Origin of the sequence: Streptomyces vulcanius (assembly GCF_042653945.1) — a bacterium.
Lineage (GTDB): Bacteria > Actinomycetota > Actinomycetes > Streptomycetales > Streptomycetaceae > Streptomyces > Streptomyces mangrovi.
Genome location: NZ_JBHSFK010000017.1, coordinates 179,795 through 193,818 on the forward strand (window position 1 = coordinate 179,795; position 14,024 = coordinate 193,818).

Genomic DNA, 14,024 nt, shown 5'->3' on the forward strand with positions numbered 1-14,024 from the left:
AAATCCCGCCACGAGTGACGCATCGCACGCGTACCCGCTCAGCAGCCGTCGCGGTCCTCGGTCAGCACCCCCTGAACGGTCGTCAGCCGCCGGTCGTAGCAGCCGTCCGAGCCGTAACGCCGGTAGCGCTCGCCGGTGGCAGCGACCGCGTGCCGCTGGTCGCGCGGCACGTTCAGGGTGTAGGTGGCGTCACCCGTGTAGGTGTCGTCGAGCTTCGACCAGGAGGTGCGCCAGCCGCCGTGGGTCGTCACGGCGTCCGCCCGGTCGCCGAGGGCCAGAACGGTGCGCAGCCGGTCGTCGGCGCCGACGGTGGTGGTGCCGTTCATCGTGTAGGCGCGGTGCGTCCGGGTGGTGCGGGCCGGTCCTCGTCCGTCGACGGTGACCTTCTCGTCGTCCGTCCAGCGGGCGTCGAGGCCGTCGACCGTCTCGCCGTCGGTCCAGCGGTGCGCCGAGGTGGTGGCCAGGGTGCGGGTGACGGTGGTCGTGACCCGGCCGTGCGAGGTGTCGACGTACCCGGCGACGGTCAGCCCGTGCCCGCCCTCGGTCTCGACCCGGTGTTCCGTGCCGGGCGTGTACGTCGAGGAGTTGGCGAGGTCACCGGCTTCGAGCCGGGTGAGCTTCCCGGTGACGCGGGCGCGGTGGGCGTCCTGCCAGACGAGGACGTTCACGGGGGCGCTCCAGCCGCTCTGCCCCTCGGGGACTCCTGCCACCGAGACCTCGATCCGGTGCGGGCGGCCGTCGTTGAGGATCCCGGCGAAGGGGGTCAGGTCGTATTCGATCGGCGTGACGTCGAAGGCGCGCGGGCCCGGGACGACGTACCAGAGGAACGGGTTGGACCAGCCTCCGGTCCACACGTTCGGGAACGGCGCCGCGATTCCCGCGAGTTGTCCGTCGACCTTGATCTGCACCTCGCGGTAGGGGCCGTTCTCGGCCTGGCAGGAGTACGGGGCGGAGTCGGGCACGCTGAGGTACCAATACTCCTCGCAGCCGCCGCCCGAGCCGGTGGCGTACACCTCGGCGAGGATGCGTTCGCTGTTGCGCGGTGTGGTGAGGGTGCCGTCCGCGCCGAGGGTGAGGACGCGGTCGGGGGTCGTGGCCGGTTTCCCGGTCTCTTTCCCTGCGTAGAAGGTCAGCGTGACCTTCACGTCGAGCACGCCGGTGTAGGTGTCGTCCACGACGTTCCCGATGAGCATCTCGACGTCCTGGCCCCGGCGGAAGGTGTCGCTGTAGCGCGTGACGTCCTTCTCGACGGACCACTCGATGCCGTCGGGCGACGGCTCCGGCGTCGACGTGCGGAAGATCTCGACGCCGCCGACGTGCAGATAGCCGAGCCGGTCGTACTGGCGGCCCTTGACCTTGCCGTCGAGCCGCAGCACCACCTTGCTCCAGCGGTCGCCGCAGCCGTCCGGCGGGGTGTAGGTGCCCCGGTAGGGGGTGAAGTCCCGGAACTGTGCCTCGGCGACGGTGACCTGGCAGGACTTCCCGGAGGGCTTGGCGACGGGCGGGGACGCGGTCAGCGGATCGTGCCAGTCGGTGCCGAACTCGGCGGGGACGCCGGATGCCTGGGCCGGACCGGCTCCCAGAATGGCACTCGCCAGCAGGGTCACCCCGGCAAGCATGGACATGACTATGGATCTCTTCATGGCCGGTGTTCTACGGGCAGTGGGCCGTTCCCCGCAATGACGCCTCCCCCAGGAGGGCGAAGCCTGGCGGACGGCGGCGGGAACGCGCCGTTGCGGGCGGTCGCCGACGTCGGGAATGCGATGCGCCGAGAGCGTGGCCGACGCGGTGACGGCGCCCTTCGCACCGGTACCGCGTCCCTGGTCAGCGCCGCCTGTACCCGCGGCGAGCGCCGCGACGAGGAGAACACCGACCACCGTGGACCGCACACCTCCTCGCTGCCGGAACCATGCGCCGTCCCCGAAAACCGGTTGATTTCACTCCAGCATGACGCGAACCTTTCACGGTTTGCTCCCGCGTCTCGCGGTCCTTCGCGCACGCTCATCCGCCCTCCCCACCACCCCCTGACACGAGCCACTGGGACGTCATGCAGATCCAAGACCTTCCGTATCCCGACCCGGGCGTGCCGGACGCGCGCTCGGGCCCTCACTTCCTGTGGTGGCTCGGCCGTGGCCAGCTCGGCGGTCAGCTGAAGTCCCTGGCCTGGGGGCTGCTGCACTTCGTCGGCGTCTCGGCGCAGCCGTTCTGCGTCGGGTTCGCCATCGAGGCCGTCATCGACCGTTCGGGCACCCGGCTCGCCCTCACCGGTGCGCTGATGGCCCTGTTCGGTGCCGCCACCGCGCTCGGCGACACCTTCCTGCACCGCGCCGCCGTCACCAACTGGATCACCGCCGCCGCCCGCGTCCAGCAGCTTCTCGCCCGCAAGGCCGCCCAGCTCGGTCCCGCGCTGACCCGGCGGGTCGCCGCCGGCGAGGTGGTGGCCGTGTCCACCGGCGACGTCGAGAGGATCGGCTGGTTCGTGGAGGGCGTGTCCCGCTTCACCGCCGCGGCCCTCACCGTCCTGCTGGTCGCCGTCGGTCTCGTCGTCTACCAGCCCGCGCTCGGCGTCGTGGTCGCCGTGGGTCTGCCGGTCGTCGCGTTCGCGGCGCTGCCGCTGCTGCCCCGGGCGACGCGTCGGGCCGACTACCAGCGCGAGAAGGCGGGACACGCCACCGAACTGGCCTCCGACACCGTGGCGGGCCTTCGCGTCCTGCGCGGCATCGGTGGCGAGGAACTGTTCCTCGACCGCTACCGCGGCGCCTCCCAGGAGGTCCGGCACGCGGCCGTACGCAGCGCCCGCATGTGGTCCCTGATCAGCGCCGTCCAAGTGCTGCTGCCGGGCCTGCTGCTGATCGTCGTCGTCTGCTACGGCGTCCATCTGGTCCGCGAGGGCCGGATCACCGTCGGCGAACTCGTCACGGTCTACAGCTCGGTCATGGTCCTGGCCTATCCCCTCAGGCACTTCGAGGAGATCGCGATGGCCTACTCCTTCTCGCGTCCTTCGGCCCGGCGGGCCGCCGGGGTGCTGTCGCTGGAGCGGGCCACCGACATCGGCGGGTCGCGCGCGGCGGACGTCCCCTCGGGCGATCTGTACGACCCCGGCACCGGGCTGCTCGCCCCGGCGGGGCTGCTCACCGCGGTGGTGTGCGGCGACCCGGACGCGGCCGGACGGCTGGCGGAACGGCTCGGCGGGCATCCCCCGGAGGAGGGCCCCTCGGTGCTTCTCGGCGGCGTGCCGCTGGACGAACTGCCGCTGGACTCGGCGCGCACCGCCGTCCTCGTCCAGGACAAGGACCCGGTGCTGCTGTCCGGTGCGCTGCGCGACCTGCTCGACGTGCCCGCGTCGGGCGAGGTGGGCGCGCGGGCGGCGCTGGACGCCGCACAGTGCGGGGACGTCCTGGAGTCGCTCGTGCAGGGCTCCCTGGACGTCGACGACCCGCTGGACGCCCACATCACCGAACGCGGCCGTTCCCTGTCCGGCGGCCAGCGCCAGCGGCTCGCCCTGGCCCGGTCGCTGTTCACGGACCCGGAGGTCCTCGTCCTGGACGAGCCCACCTCCGCCGTCGACTCGCACACCGAGGCACGGATCGCCGAGGGGCTGCGGGAGCTGCGGGCCGGGCGCACCACGGTGGTGTTCAGCTCGTCCCCGCTGCTGCTGGACCGGGCGGACCGCGTGGTCCTCGTCCACGAGGGCGAGGCCGCCGCGGTCGGCGCGCACCGCGAACTCCTGCGTACCGAGCCCCGGTACCGGGCCGTGGTGACCCGTGAGACCGAGGAAGACGCCGCGCTGAGCGGTGTGCTGGCGAAGCTCGAGAACAGCGAGCTGGAAGAGATCGAGGAGACGGCATGATCGGCGTGGCGCCACCCGTGTACGACCCGGCGGCACCGACGACGGCGACCACGCTGCCCGTCGGCGCCCCCGCGACCGTACGCGCCTACGTGGGCGAACTGTTGCGCCGGCACCGCCGCGCCTTTCTGCTCCTGCTGCTCGTCAACACGGTCGCCACGGTCGCCTCGATGGTGGGGCCCTGGCTCCTCGGCGACGTGGTGGAGCGGCTGTCTGACGGGGTGCGTGAGCTCCATCTGGGGCTCACCGCCACGCTGTTCGTGATCGCGCTGGTCGTCCAGGCCTTCTTCGTACGGCAGGTGCGGCTGCGCGGCGCGATACTCGGTGAGCGGATGCTGGCGGACCTGCGCGAGGACTTCCTGGTCCGGTCCGTCCGGCTCCCGCCTGGTGTGCTGGAGCGGGCCGGGACCGGTGACCTGCTGTCCCGCATCACCACCGACATCGACCGGCTGGCCAACGCGATGCGCGAGGCCGTGCCCCAGCTGACGATCGGCGTGATGTGGGCGGGACTGCTGCTCGGCGGTCTCGTGGTCATGGCGCCCCCGCTGGCGCCGGCCGTGCTGGTCGCGGTGCCACTGCTGGTGGCCGGCTGCCGCTGGTACTTCAAGCGGGCGCCGTCCGGCTACCGCTCGGAGGCCGCCGGGTACGCCGCCGTGGCCGCCGCCCTCGCCGAGACCGTGGACGCCGGACGCACCGTCGAGGCCCACCGTCTCGGTGACCGCCGGACCGCGCTGTCGGAGCTGCGGGTCCAGCAGTGGACCGCCTGGGAGCGCTACACCCTGTGGCTGCGGTCGGTGCTGTTCCCGGTGATCAACCTGGTGCACGTCACGGTGCTCGGCTCGGTCCTGATGCTCGGCGGGGTCTTCGTCCTGCACGGCTGGATCGACGTCGGGCAGCTGACCACCGGCGCGCTCCTGGCGCAGATGCTCGTCGACCCGGTGAACCTGATCCTTCGCTGGTACGACGAGTTGCAGGTCGCCCAGGTGTCGCTGGCCCGGCTGGTCGGGGTGCGGGAGATCGAGCCGGACGCCGGGGACTCCGGGCTGGCGCCGGACGGCCGGGACGTGCTCGCCGACCGGGTCCACTTCGGCTACCGCGAGGGCGTCGACGTGCTGCGCAAGGTGTCCCTCGAGGTCGCCCCGGGCACCCGGCTGGCCCTGGTGGGCCCCTCGGGCGCGGGCAAGTCCACGCTGGGCCGGCTCCTCGCCGGTATCTACGCCCCGCGGGACGGCCGGGTCGCCCTCGGCGGCGCCGAGCTGTCCCGGATGACCGCCGAACATGTCCGCTCGCATGTGGCGCTGGTCAACCAGGAGCACCACGTCTTCGTCGGCTCCCTGCGCGACAACCTCCGGCTGGCCCGGACCGGCGCCGAGGACGCCGAGCTGTGGTCGGCACTGGACGCGGTCGACGCGGACGGCTGGGCACGGGCCCTGGACGACGGTCTCGACACCGACGTGGGCTCCGGCGGGGTCGCCCTCACCCCGGCGCAGGCCCAGCAGATCGCGCTGGCCCGGCTGGTGCTGGCCGACCCGCACACGCTGGTCCTGGACGAGGCGACCTCGCTGCTCGACCCGCGTGCCGCCCGGCACCTGGAGCGGTCCCTGGCCCGCGTCCTGGACGGCCGTACCGTGGTCGCCATCGCCCACCGTCTGCACACCGCCCATGACGCGGACGTGATCGCCGTCGTCGAGAACGGCCGCATCACCGAGCTGGGCAGCCATGCCGAGCTGGTCTCGGCGGAGGGGGCGTACGCGGCGCTCTGGCGGTCCTGGCACGGGTGAGGCCGACCGGGCAGGGGCGGCGGTCCCGCGGGTGACCGCAGGTCGCCGCCCTCGCGCACTACCTGGCGTTGCGCTGTCCCGAAGCGGAGTGGAACGCTGGATACCGGCACCCGTACAGCGGTGCCCCGCCGCCGGTCGCGGTGAGTCCGGGTCCGTCACTCCCTGGAGGTAGTCGTGAACAGCGTCGACGGATGGGGGGACGACGTCTACCAGCCCGACGCCTCGGACATCCAGGAGGACTCGGGGCTGCTCGACGCGGAGGACACCCTGGAGAACGACGGGGTCGGGGATCCCCTCGACCGCGGCTGGTCCCCACCCGAGCGGCCCTGGGCCGTGGAGCACAGCGGGGTGACGGCCGCGGAGCGGCAGCGGGGCGAGACCCTGGACGAGCGGCTCGCGGAGGAGGTGCCCGACCTCGGCGCGCAGGACGGGGACGGCCTCGGCGACGCCGACGGCACCGACGGGGAACTCCTCGACGACGAGGTCGGCGCGTTGCGCTCCGGCCGGCTCGTGGCCCCGGACGAGGGCGCCCACGAGGACGAGGAGAGCGCGCTGATCGCCACGGACGTCGGCATCGACGGGGCGGCCGCCTCCGCCGAGGAGGCCGCGATGCACATCGTCGACGAGGACCGTCTGTCCGGCGACGGTCTGTCCGGCTGACCAGGACGAGGAGCACTCATGAAGCAGGACCAGAGCCCCGACTACCATCCGGTTGTCTTCCGTGACCGCGCCGCCGGTTACGCCTTCCTCACGCGGTCCACCGCGACCAGCGACCGGACGATCGAGTGGGACGACGGTGAGACCTACCCGGTGGTGGATGTCGAGATCTCCTCGGAGAGCCACCCCTTCTACACCGGCAAGGCGCGCACGGTGGACACCGAGGGCCGGGTCGCGGCCTTCGAGCGGCGGTACGGCGGGAGCGACACCGGCTGATCCGGGGCCCCCGCCACCGGCCGGCGTCAGATGACGTTGAGGGCAGCCACCGCGCCCACTCCCCCGAGCAGCATGAACACCGGCATCAGCACCTTCAGTTCGACCCAGCTGCCGGCCCGGAAGCGCATGAACTTCGGCGGGCCGAGCGGGTACCAGCGCTTGCGTCCGATCGGGATGGGCCACAGCACCGGGCAGCCCGAGACCGTGAGCGCGTCCCCGATGTCGTGCACCAGGGCGCCCAGCAGGATCGGCAGGCCCAGCCAGAGGTACTCCTGGCCCGGGTCCGTGAACAGCCAGTCCGCGCCGTTGCCGGGCTTGTCCAGGACTCCGGCGAGGATCCACGCGCTGGTCGCGGCCAGCAGCCACACCAGTACGTCGCTGCTGGAGCCCCGGGCCGCCCGCCACAGCAGGCCCTCGATCGCCAGCACCATGTGCACGAAGAGGAGCGCGAGGACCGCCCAGCGGCCCCCGACGATCGCCAGCGCCGAGGCGCCCGCGCCGATCATGACCGCCCACAGCCAGGTGTGCGTCAGGGTGCGGTGCCCGCCGGAGCGGCGCGGGTCGCCCTGCTTCCTCGTGGCCTTGTAGACGGCGTAGGAGAGCTTGTCGACTATCTCGCAGAGCCAGCGCGAGACGGGACCGAAGGCCCGGGAGATGGTGGCGGCCTTGTGGTCGAGGTCCGGGGCGAGCGCGGCACCCGCGCAGATCAGCGCGCCGGCGAGGAGCACCGGCCAGGGCATTCCGTGCCCGGCCGCGGTCGCCGCAGCGCCGACTCCGAGCCAGGCCGCGGCCCCCGAGAGTGAGTGTGCTGGTCCCATCATGGCCGTCGTCCGCCTCGTTCCTCGTGTGCCGCTGTCCAGTTGACCGGGTGCGTTGACGCTCCGTCGGCGACACAGCGTAGCTGCCGTGATCTTCGCATTGGCAGCCGATTCCCCCATCGGGCACATGGACGGGCAAGATGGGGTTGTGACCCTCATCGATCAGTTGCCGCCGACCGCAGATCCCGATGCCCTGTACGAAGCCTTCGAGTCCTGGGCACAGGAGCGCGGTCTGACGCTCTACGCCCACCAGGAGGAGGCGCTGATCGAGGTGGTCTCGGGGGCGAACGTGATCGTGTCGACGCCCACCGGGTCCGGCAAGAGCATGATCGCGGCGGGCGCGCACTTCGCGGCGCTGGCCCGGGACGAGGTCACCTTCTACACGGCTCCGATCAAGGCGCTGGTGTCGGAGAAGTTCTTCGAGCTGTGCAAGATCTTCGGCACGGAGAACGTCGGCATGCTGACCGGTGACGCGTCCGTCAACTCCGACGCCCCGGTCATCTGCTGCACGGCGGAGGTGCTCGCCTCGATCGCGCTGCGCGACGGCAGGAACGCGGACGTCAACCAGGTCGTCATGGACGAGTTCCACTTCTACGCCGAGGGCGACCGCGGCTGGGCCTGGCAGATCCCGATCCTGGAACTGCCCCAGGCGCAGTTCGTCCTGATGTCTGCGACGCTCGGCGACGTGTCCTTCTTCGAGAAGGACCTCGCCCGGCGCACCGGCCGCCCCACCTCGGTGGTCCGCTCGGCGACCCGGCCCGTACCGCTGTCGTACGAGTACCGGTACACCCCGATGACGGAGACGCTCACCGACCTGCTGACGACGAAGCAGGCGCCCGTCTACATCGTGCACTTCACTCAGGCGCAGGCGGTGGAGCGGGCGCAGGCGCTGATGAGCATCAACATGTGCTCGCGCGAGGAGAAGGAGCAGATCGCCGCGCTGATCGGCAACTTCCGCTTCACCACGAAGTTCGGCCGCAACCTCTCGCGCTACGTGCGGCACGGCATCGGTGTCCATCACGCCGGCATGCTGCCCAAGTACCGGCGCCTGGTGGAGAAGCTCGCCCAGGCGGGTCTGCTGAAGGTGATCTGCGGTACGGACACGCTCGGCGTCGGCGTCAACGTGCCGATCCGCACCGTGCTGTTCACGGCGCTGACCAAGTACGACGGCAACCGGGTGCGGACGCTGCGGGCTCGGGAGTTCCACCAGATCGCGGGCCGCGCCGGGCGGGCCGGCTTCGACACGGCCGGCTTCGTGGTCGCTCAGGCGCCGGAGCACGTCATCGAGAACGAGAAGGCGCTCTCGAAGGCGGGCGACGACCCGAAGAAGCGCCGCAAGGTGGTCCGCAAGAAGGCGCCGGAGGGCTTCGTCGGCTGGACGGAGAACACGTTCGACAAGCTGATCGAGTCGGAGCCGGAGCCGCTGACGTCGCGTTTCCGGGTGACCCACACGATGCTGCTGTCGGTGATCGCCCGGCCCGGCAACGCCTTCGCGGCGATGCGCCATCTGCTGGAGGACAACCACGAGCCGCGCCGCCAGCAGCTGCGCCACATCCGGCGCGCGATCGCGATCTACCGTTCGCTGCTGGACGGCGGGATCGTGGAGAAGCTCGACGAGCCGGACTCCACCGGCCGTATCGTCCGCCTCACCGTGGACCTGCAGCAGGACTTCGCGCTGAACCAGCCGCTGTCCACCTTCGCGCTGGCCGCGTTCGAACTGCTCGACCCGGAGTCGCCGTCGTACGCGCTGGACATGGTCTCCGTGGTGGAGTCCACGCTGGACGACCCGCGGCAGATCCTCGCCGCCCAGCAGAACAAGGCGCGCGGCGAGGCGGTCGCCGCGATGAAGGCGGACGGCGTCGAGTACGAGGAGCGCATGGAGCGACTCCAGGACATCACCTACCCGAAGCCCCTGGAGGAGCTGCTCTTCCACGCGTACGACACGTACCGCAAGAGCCACCCGTGGGTCGGTGACCACCCGCTGTCGCCGAAGTCCGTCATCCGTGACATGTACGAGCGGGCGATGTCCTTCACGGAGCTGGTGTCCCACTACGAGCTGGCCCGCACCGAGGGCATTGTGCTGCGCTACCTGGCGAGCGCCTACAAGGCCCTCGACCACACCGTCCCGGACGATCTGAAGTCCGAGGACCTCCAGGACCTGATCGAGTGGCTGGGCGAGATGGTGCGCCAGGTCGACTCCAGTCTGCTGGACGAGTGGGAGCAGCTGGCCAACCCGGCGGAGATGACCGCCGAGGAGGCCCAGGAGAAGGCAGACGAGGTCAAGCCGGTCACCGCCAACTCGCGGGCCTTCCGGGTCCTGGTCCGCAACGCGATGTTCCGCCGGGTCGAACTCGCCGCCCTCGACCAGGTCGGGGAACTCGGCGAGATGGACGCCGAGTCGGGCTGGGACGCCGACGCCTGGGGCGAGGCGATGGACAAGTACTGGGACGAGTACGAAGACCTCGGAACCGGCCCCGATGCCCGCGGTCCGAAGCTGCTCGTCATCCGGGAGGAGCCGCAGAACGGGCTCTGGCGGGTCCGCCAGATCTTCGACGACCCGAACGACGACCACGACTGGGGCATCAGCGCGGAGGTCGATCTCACGGCCTCGGACGCGGAGGGCCGCGCGGTGGTCCGGGTCACCGACGTCGGTCAGTTGTGAGAACAGCGCGAGGCACAGGAGAAGCACACCGATGACGAATCCGGCCGAGAGACTCGTCGACCTGCTCGACCTGGAGCAGATCGAGGTCAACATCTTCCGGGGCCGCAGCCCGCAGGAGTCCCTGCAGCGGGTCTTCGGCGGCCAGGTGGCCGGCCAGGCGCTGGTCGCGGCGGGCCGGACCACGGACGGCGACCGGCCCGTGCACTCGCTGCACGCGTACTTCCTGCGCCCGGGCCGGCCGGGCGTGCCGATCGTGTACCAGGTCGAACGGGTGCGCGACGGGCGGTCGTTCACGACCCGCCGGGTCACCGCCGTGCAGCAGGGCCGCACGATCTTCAATCTCACCGCCTCCTTTCACAAGCCTGAGGAAGGTCCCTTCGAACACCAGCTGCCGCCGGCCCGCGAGGTCCCGGACCCGGAGTCCCTGCCGACGGTGGCGGAGGAGGTCCGGGCGCATCTGGGCGAGCTGCCCGAGCAGTTGGAGCGGATGGCGCGACGTCAGCCCTTCGACATCCGGTACGCGGACCCGCTGCGCTGGAGCGCCGAGGACATCAAGGGCGCCGAGCCGCGCAGCGCGGTGTGGATGCGCACGGTCGGGCCGCTGGGTGACGATCCGTTGGTGCACACCTGCGCGCTGACGTACGCCAGTGACATGACCCTCCTGGACGCCGTCCGCCTGCCGGTGGAACCCCTGTGGGGGCCGCGGAGCTTCGACATGGCGTCCCTGGACCACGCGATGTGGTTCCATCGGCCGTTCCGCGCGGACGAGTGGTTCCTGTACGACCAGGAGTCACCGATCGCGACCGGTGGCCGCGGGCTCGCCCGAGGCCGGATCTACGACCTGCAGGGGCGCCTGCTGGTGTCGGTGGTCCAGGAGGGGCTTTTCCGGACGCTGTAGAAGTCCGTGGCCCAGCTGCTGCTCAGGCGCCGCTCAGGCGCTTCTGCGGCGCAAGCGGCTCAGCAGACCGCGCACCGGGCGCCGGGACTGATCCGTGGTGATCGGTTCCCGCGCCGGACGCGGAGCGGGAGTCGGCGTGGGGCGCGGCGCGGGTTGGTGTGCGCGGGCTTCCGCCAGGGTGCCTTCCAGGTCGGACCTGAGCCAGCCGATCTCGTCGGGGTCGTCCGCCGTCATGATCTTCTCGACGAGGTGCACGGCGGGGCTGCCCGGCGCGCCGTGTGCGGGCGGTCCGGGCCGGAACCGGTTCAGGTGGGACCGCTCGTAGGGGTCCTCGACAAGCTCCGCGACCTGGAGAGGATCGAGGAAGGCGGCCAGGGCTCCGGCGCGCTGCCAGGGGTCGTCGGCCTGCCGGAGCAGGAAGCCCAGGTGCCGCCCGCGCCAGTTCCGGGGCCGTAGGTCCACGCCCGCGGCCACCTGGGCCCGCATCGACTCGGGCGCCCGGCCCTTGAGCAGCGGCGCGTTGGTGTCGTCGGCGGCGAACTGCCGCAGTTCGTCGGCGAGATAGAGCCAGACGACCGCACGGTACCGGTTGAGGTAGAACTTCACGGGCACCACGAGTCCCAGTCGCGCGAGGCGGGTGAACCGGGACGGGGACACTTCCATGTCTGCGGCACCTTCGCGGGTGCCCACGGTGCGGACGCGCCGGCGCAGTTCCTCGGGCCGTTCGAGCAGCCGGTCGAGCTCCGCCCGGGGCACACGGCTGCCCCCTCCGCCCTCGTCGGGCACGGTCCTCACCCGCCCGAGGTGTACGGCGAGGTCGAACTCGCTTCGCTTCAGGCCCAGTTCCCGTGCCGCGCGACTCGCGGAACACGGCAGGGTCTGCTGAGGCGTGACGGTGTTGCCGGACATATCGGTCTCCCCCGTGGAGTGATGTGGAGTGAAGCGGCGGCCCCGCACGGTCCGCGGTGGCCACGGGAAAAACCGTAGCCGGATTCGCGGATCTCGTGGCGAGCCTGTGGATAACTCCACGGGAGCCAGGAAAAAGGCAGGTCAGAGATCTGCGGGCGGGGTCCGGTCGGGATGCCGGGCGTCCACGGTGAGGTGCTCGCCGACCCGGCTGACGAGCAGGGTCATCTCGTACGCGATCTGGCCCATGTCGGCTTCCGCTCCGCTGAGGACGCACAGACAGCTGCCGGCTCCCGCCGCGGTGACGAACAGCAGCGCGTCGTCGAACTCGATCATGGTCTGCCGTACCTGGCCCGCACGGAAGTGGCGGCCGGATCCCTTGGCGAGGCTGTGCAGTCCGGACGAGACGGCGGCGAGGTGCTCGGCGTCCTCGCGGCCCAGCCCGGTGCTCACGCCCGCCACGAGCCCGTCGTTGGACAGGACCAGTGCATGCCGGACGTGTTCGACGCGCTCGGTCAGGTCGTCCAGCAGCCAGCTCAGCCCCTGTTTCTGCGCCATGTCTCCAACTCCCCGTAGCGTTCCCCGTGTGTGTCCTCCGCTTCACTGGAGGAATCGCCCGCCAGCCTTCCCCAGGAGCGGGCGCACGAGCAAGGAGGATGGCGGCATGGCGCAGAAGATGACCGACGAGGAATGGCGGGCGTTCGTCTCGCAGGGAACCCGCACCGCGAAGCTGTCGACGGTACGGGCCGACGGGAGCCCGCACGTGGCACCTATCTGGTTCGTGCTGGACGGGGACGACCTGGTGTTCAACACCGGCAAGGGGACCGTGAAGGGGCGCAATCTGGCGCGGGACGGCCGGGTCGCCCTGTGTGTGGACGACGACCGGCCGCCGTTCGACTACGTGGTGCTCCAGGGCCGCGCCCGGATCTCGGAGGAACTCGACGAGGTCAGGCACTGGGCGGCCCGGATCGGCGCGCGGTACATGGGCGAGGAGCGCGCCGAGGAGTTCGGCGCCCGCAACGGCGTACCGGGCGAACTGCTCGTCCGGGTCAGGATCGACAAGGTGCTGGCGGAGAAGTCCATCGCGGGCTGACGCCGCCGCCTCAGCTCACGGAGTCGAGCAGCCGGGCGGTGTGCATCCGCCCCGCGTACTCGACGAGCCGGATCAGCACCTCCTTGCCGGATGCCCGGTCGCGGGCGTCGCACAGGACGACCGGTGTGCCCGAGTCGAGGTCCAGGGCGCGCGAGACGTCCTGGACCTCGTAGGTCCGGGCGCCCGTGAAGCAGTTGACGGCGACCACGAACGGGATGCGCCGGTGCTCGAAGTAGTCGACGGCGGGGAAGCAGTCCCCCAGCCGCCGGGTGTCGGCGAGGACCACGGCTCCCAGGGCGCCCTGGGACAGTTCGTCCCACAGGAACCAGAAGCGGTCCTGGCCCGGCGTGCCGAAGAGGTAGAGGGAGAGGCCGGAGCGGATGGTGATGCGGCCGAAGTCCATGGCGACGGTCGTGGTGACCTTGTGGTCGACGCCGTCGGTGTCGTCCACGCACTGGCCCGCCTCGCTGAGCAGTTCCTCGGTGCGCAGCGGTCTGATCTCGCTGACCGCGCCCACCAGGGTGGTCTTGCCCACGCCGAACCCGCCGGCGACCAGAATCTTCAACGCCAGGGGGGCCGTGTCGCCGTCGGCGGCGTCGGAGTCTTCCAAGGCCATGATCACTTCTCTCTGTAACAGGTGCGTTCGTCTACAGGGCGCGCAGCCCGGCGATGACCTCGCGCAGAATCCGTTCGTCGGGCAGGTGTGCGGGCGGGACAGGGCGGCTGACGGTGACGCAGCCGAGTTCCAGCAGGTCGCCCAGGAGCACCCGGACCACTCCCACGGGGAGGTCAGCGCCCGCCGCGAGTTCGGCCACCGACTGGGTCTCGGCGCGGCACAGGTCCACCAGGGTGCGGTGCTCGGGTCCGAGCGCCGTGCCGTCCGTGCCGGGTGCGCCGGGATCCCGCGTGACCAGGGCGATGAGGTCGAACCGCACTCCGGTGGGGCCGGGTCGGGTGCGGCCGCCCGTCATGGCGTAGGGGCGCACCAGCGGTCCGGCGTCGCTGTCGTACCACTGGCTGCCCGGCTCGCTCGGGGCGCCGGTCGTGCCGGTCGTGTGCTGGATCATCCGGTCCGGTCGCTCTCTC

General features: G+C 71.4%; 13 protein-coding genes. 7 read left to right on the forward strand and 6 right to left on the reverse strand.

Translation table 11 applies throughout. The annotated features are described in order from the left end of the window. Window positions 1-38: 38 nt before the first annotated feature. On the reverse strand, window positions 39-1,643 hold the full coding sequence (locus ACFPIH_RS25935) for a peptide-N4-asparagine amidase (protein ID WP_381167318.1): 1,605 nt from the start codon (window positions 1,641-1,643) through the stop codon (window positions 39-41). A gap of 404 nt (window positions 1,644-2,047) precedes the next feature. Here ACFPIH_RS25935 and ACFPIH_RS25940 point away from each other — a divergent pair, with 404 nt between their 5' ends. From ACFPIH_RS25940 to ACFPIH_RS25955, 4 genes are all read left to right on the forward strand, one after another. Beyond that, the gene (locus tag ACFPIH_RS25940; RefSeq protein ID WP_381167320.1) at window positions 2,048-3,850 is read left to right on the forward strand and encodes an ABC transporter transmembrane domain-containing protein; all 1,803 of its coding nucleotides are present in this window, start codon (window positions 2,048-2,050) and stop codon (window positions 3,848-3,850) included. Next, window positions 3,847-5,628, forward strand: coding sequence for an ABC transporter ATP-binding protein (locus tag ACFPIH_RS25945; protein WP_381167322.1), 1,782 nt, complete (start codon window positions 3,847-3,849; stop codon window positions 5,626-5,628). Before ACFPIH_RS25940 ends, ACFPIH_RS25945 begins: the two co-directional genes overlap by 4 nt. A gap of 174 nt (window positions 5,629-5,802) precedes the next feature. After that, window positions 5,803-6,288 (forward strand): DUF5709 domain-containing protein, encoded by a 486-nt coding sequence (locus ACFPIH_RS25950; RefSeq protein ID WP_381167324.1) that lies wholly within the window; start codon window positions 5,803-5,805, stop codon window positions 6,286-6,288. An 18-nt stretch (window positions 6,289-6,306) separates the two neighbouring features. After that, complete coding sequence (locus tag ACFPIH_RS25955; RefSeq protein ID WP_381167326.1) at window positions 6,307-6,561, forward strand: type B 50S ribosomal protein L31; 255 nt, start codon at window positions 6,307-6,309, stop codon at window positions 6,559-6,561. Window positions 6,562-6,587: 26 nt separating this feature from the next. Here ACFPIH_RS25955 and ACFPIH_RS25960 read toward each other — a convergent pair whose 3' ends face one another. Next, window positions 6,588-7,382, reverse strand: a complete 795-nt coding sequence (locus tag ACFPIH_RS25960) for a metal-dependent hydrolase (RefSeq protein WP_381167328.1) — start codon at window positions 7,380-7,382, stop codon at window positions 6,588-6,590. A 145-nt stretch (window positions 7,383-7,527) separates the two neighbouring features. Between ACFPIH_RS25960 and ACFPIH_RS25965 the strand changes: the two genes are divergently transcribed. Both ACFPIH_RS25965 and ACFPIH_RS25970 read left to right on the forward strand, forming a co-directional pair. Further along, entirely contained in the window at window positions 7,528-10,041 is a 2,514-nt protein-coding gene (locus tag ACFPIH_RS25965) for a DEAD/DEAH box helicase (RefSeq protein WP_381167330.1), read from the forward strand. A gap of 31 nt (window positions 10,042-10,072) precedes the next feature. Beyond that, window positions 10,073-10,939: an acyl-CoA thioesterase gene (locus ACFPIH_RS25970; protein WP_381167332.1), complete on the forward strand. Its 867-nt coding sequence runs from the start codon at window positions 10,073-10,075 to the stop codon at window positions 10,937-10,939. A gap of 33 nt (window positions 10,940-10,972) precedes the next feature. Here the strand turns inward: ACFPIH_RS25970 and ACFPIH_RS25975 are convergent, their stop codons facing one another. Together ACFPIH_RS25975 and ACFPIH_RS25980 are read right to left on the reverse strand one after the other, a co-directional pair. Beyond that, complete coding sequence (locus tag ACFPIH_RS25975) at window positions 10,973-11,848, reverse strand: DUF6397 family protein (protein WP_381167334.1); 876 nt, start codon at window positions 11,846-11,848, stop codon at window positions 10,973-10,975. A gap of 141 nt (window positions 11,849-11,989) precedes the next feature. Further along, complete coding sequence (locus ACFPIH_RS25980; RefSeq protein WP_381167336.1) at window positions 11,990-12,403, reverse strand: roadblock/LC7 domain-containing protein; 414 nt, start codon at window positions 12,401-12,403, stop codon at window positions 11,990-11,992. 106 nt (window positions 12,404-12,509) lie between these two features. Between ACFPIH_RS25980 and ACFPIH_RS25985 the strand changes: the two genes are divergently transcribed. Then, window positions 12,510-12,938 (forward strand): PPOX class F420-dependent oxidoreductase, encoded by a 429-nt coding sequence (locus tag ACFPIH_RS25985; protein WP_381167338.1) that lies wholly within the window; start codon window positions 12,510-12,512, stop codon window positions 12,936-12,938. 10 nt (window positions 12,939-12,948) lie between these two features. On the opposite strand, the gene ACFPIH_RS25990 is transcribed toward ACFPIH_RS25985, so the two are convergent. Further along, a complete protein-coding gene (locus tag ACFPIH_RS25990; protein ID WP_381167340.1) occupies window positions 12,949-13,554 on the reverse strand; it encodes a GTP-binding protein in 606 nt (201 codons plus the stop codon). Between the two features lie 31 nt (window positions 13,555-13,585). Further along, complete coding sequence (locus ACFPIH_RS25995; protein ID WP_381167342.1) at window positions 13,586-14,005, reverse strand: DUF742 domain-containing protein; 420 nt, start codon at window positions 14,003-14,005, stop codon at window positions 13,586-13,588. Window positions 14,006-14,024: the final 19 nt, after the last annotated feature.

What these genes read in the sequence shown, in the direction of transcription:
- ACFPIH_RS25935 (WP_381167318.1), bottom strand. Translation starts at nt 1,643, where the DNA reads ATGAAGAGATCCATAGTCATGTCCATGCTTGCCGGGGTGACCCTGCTG.
- ACFPIH_RS25940 (WP_381167320.1), top strand. Translation starts at nt 2,048, where the DNA reads ATGCAGATCCAAGACCTTCCGTATCCCGACCCGGGCGTGCCGGACGCG.
- ACFPIH_RS25945 (WP_381167322.1), top strand. Translation starts at nt 3,847, where the DNA reads ATGATCGGCGTGGCGCCACCCGTGTACGACCCGGCGGCACCGACGACG.
- ACFPIH_RS25955 (WP_381167326.1), top strand. Translation starts at nt 6,307, where the DNA reads ATGAAGCAGGACCAGAGCCCCGACTACCATCCGGTTGTCTTCCGTGAC.
- ACFPIH_RS25960 (WP_381167328.1), bottom strand. Translation starts at nt 7,382, where the DNA reads ATGATGGGACCAGCACACTCACTCTCGGGGGCCGCGGCCTGGCTCGGA.
- ACFPIH_RS25970 (WP_381167332.1), top strand. Translation starts at nt 10,073, where the DNA reads ATGACGAATCCGGCCGAGAGACTCGTCGACCTGCTCGACCTGGAGCAG.
- ACFPIH_RS25975 (WP_381167334.1), bottom strand. Translation starts at nt 11,848, where the DNA reads ATGTCCGGCAACACCGTCACGCCTCAGCAGACCCTGCCGTGTTCCGCG.
- ACFPIH_RS25980 (WP_381167336.1), bottom strand. Translation starts at nt 12,403, where the DNA reads ATGGCGCAGAAACAGGGGCTGAGCTGGCTGCTGGACGACCTGACCGAG.
- ACFPIH_RS25985 (WP_381167338.1), top strand. Translation starts at nt 12,510, where the DNA reads ATGGCGCAGAAGATGACCGACGAGGAATGGCGGGCGTTCGTCTCGCAG.
- ACFPIH_RS25990 (WP_381167340.1), bottom strand. Translation starts at nt 13,554, where the DNA reads ATGGCCTTGGAAGACTCCGACGCCGCCGACGGCGACACGGCCCCCCTG.
- ACFPIH_RS25995 (WP_381167342.1), bottom strand. Translation starts at nt 14,005, where the DNA reads ATGATCCAGCACACGACCGGCACGACCGGCGCCCCGAGCGAGCCGGGC.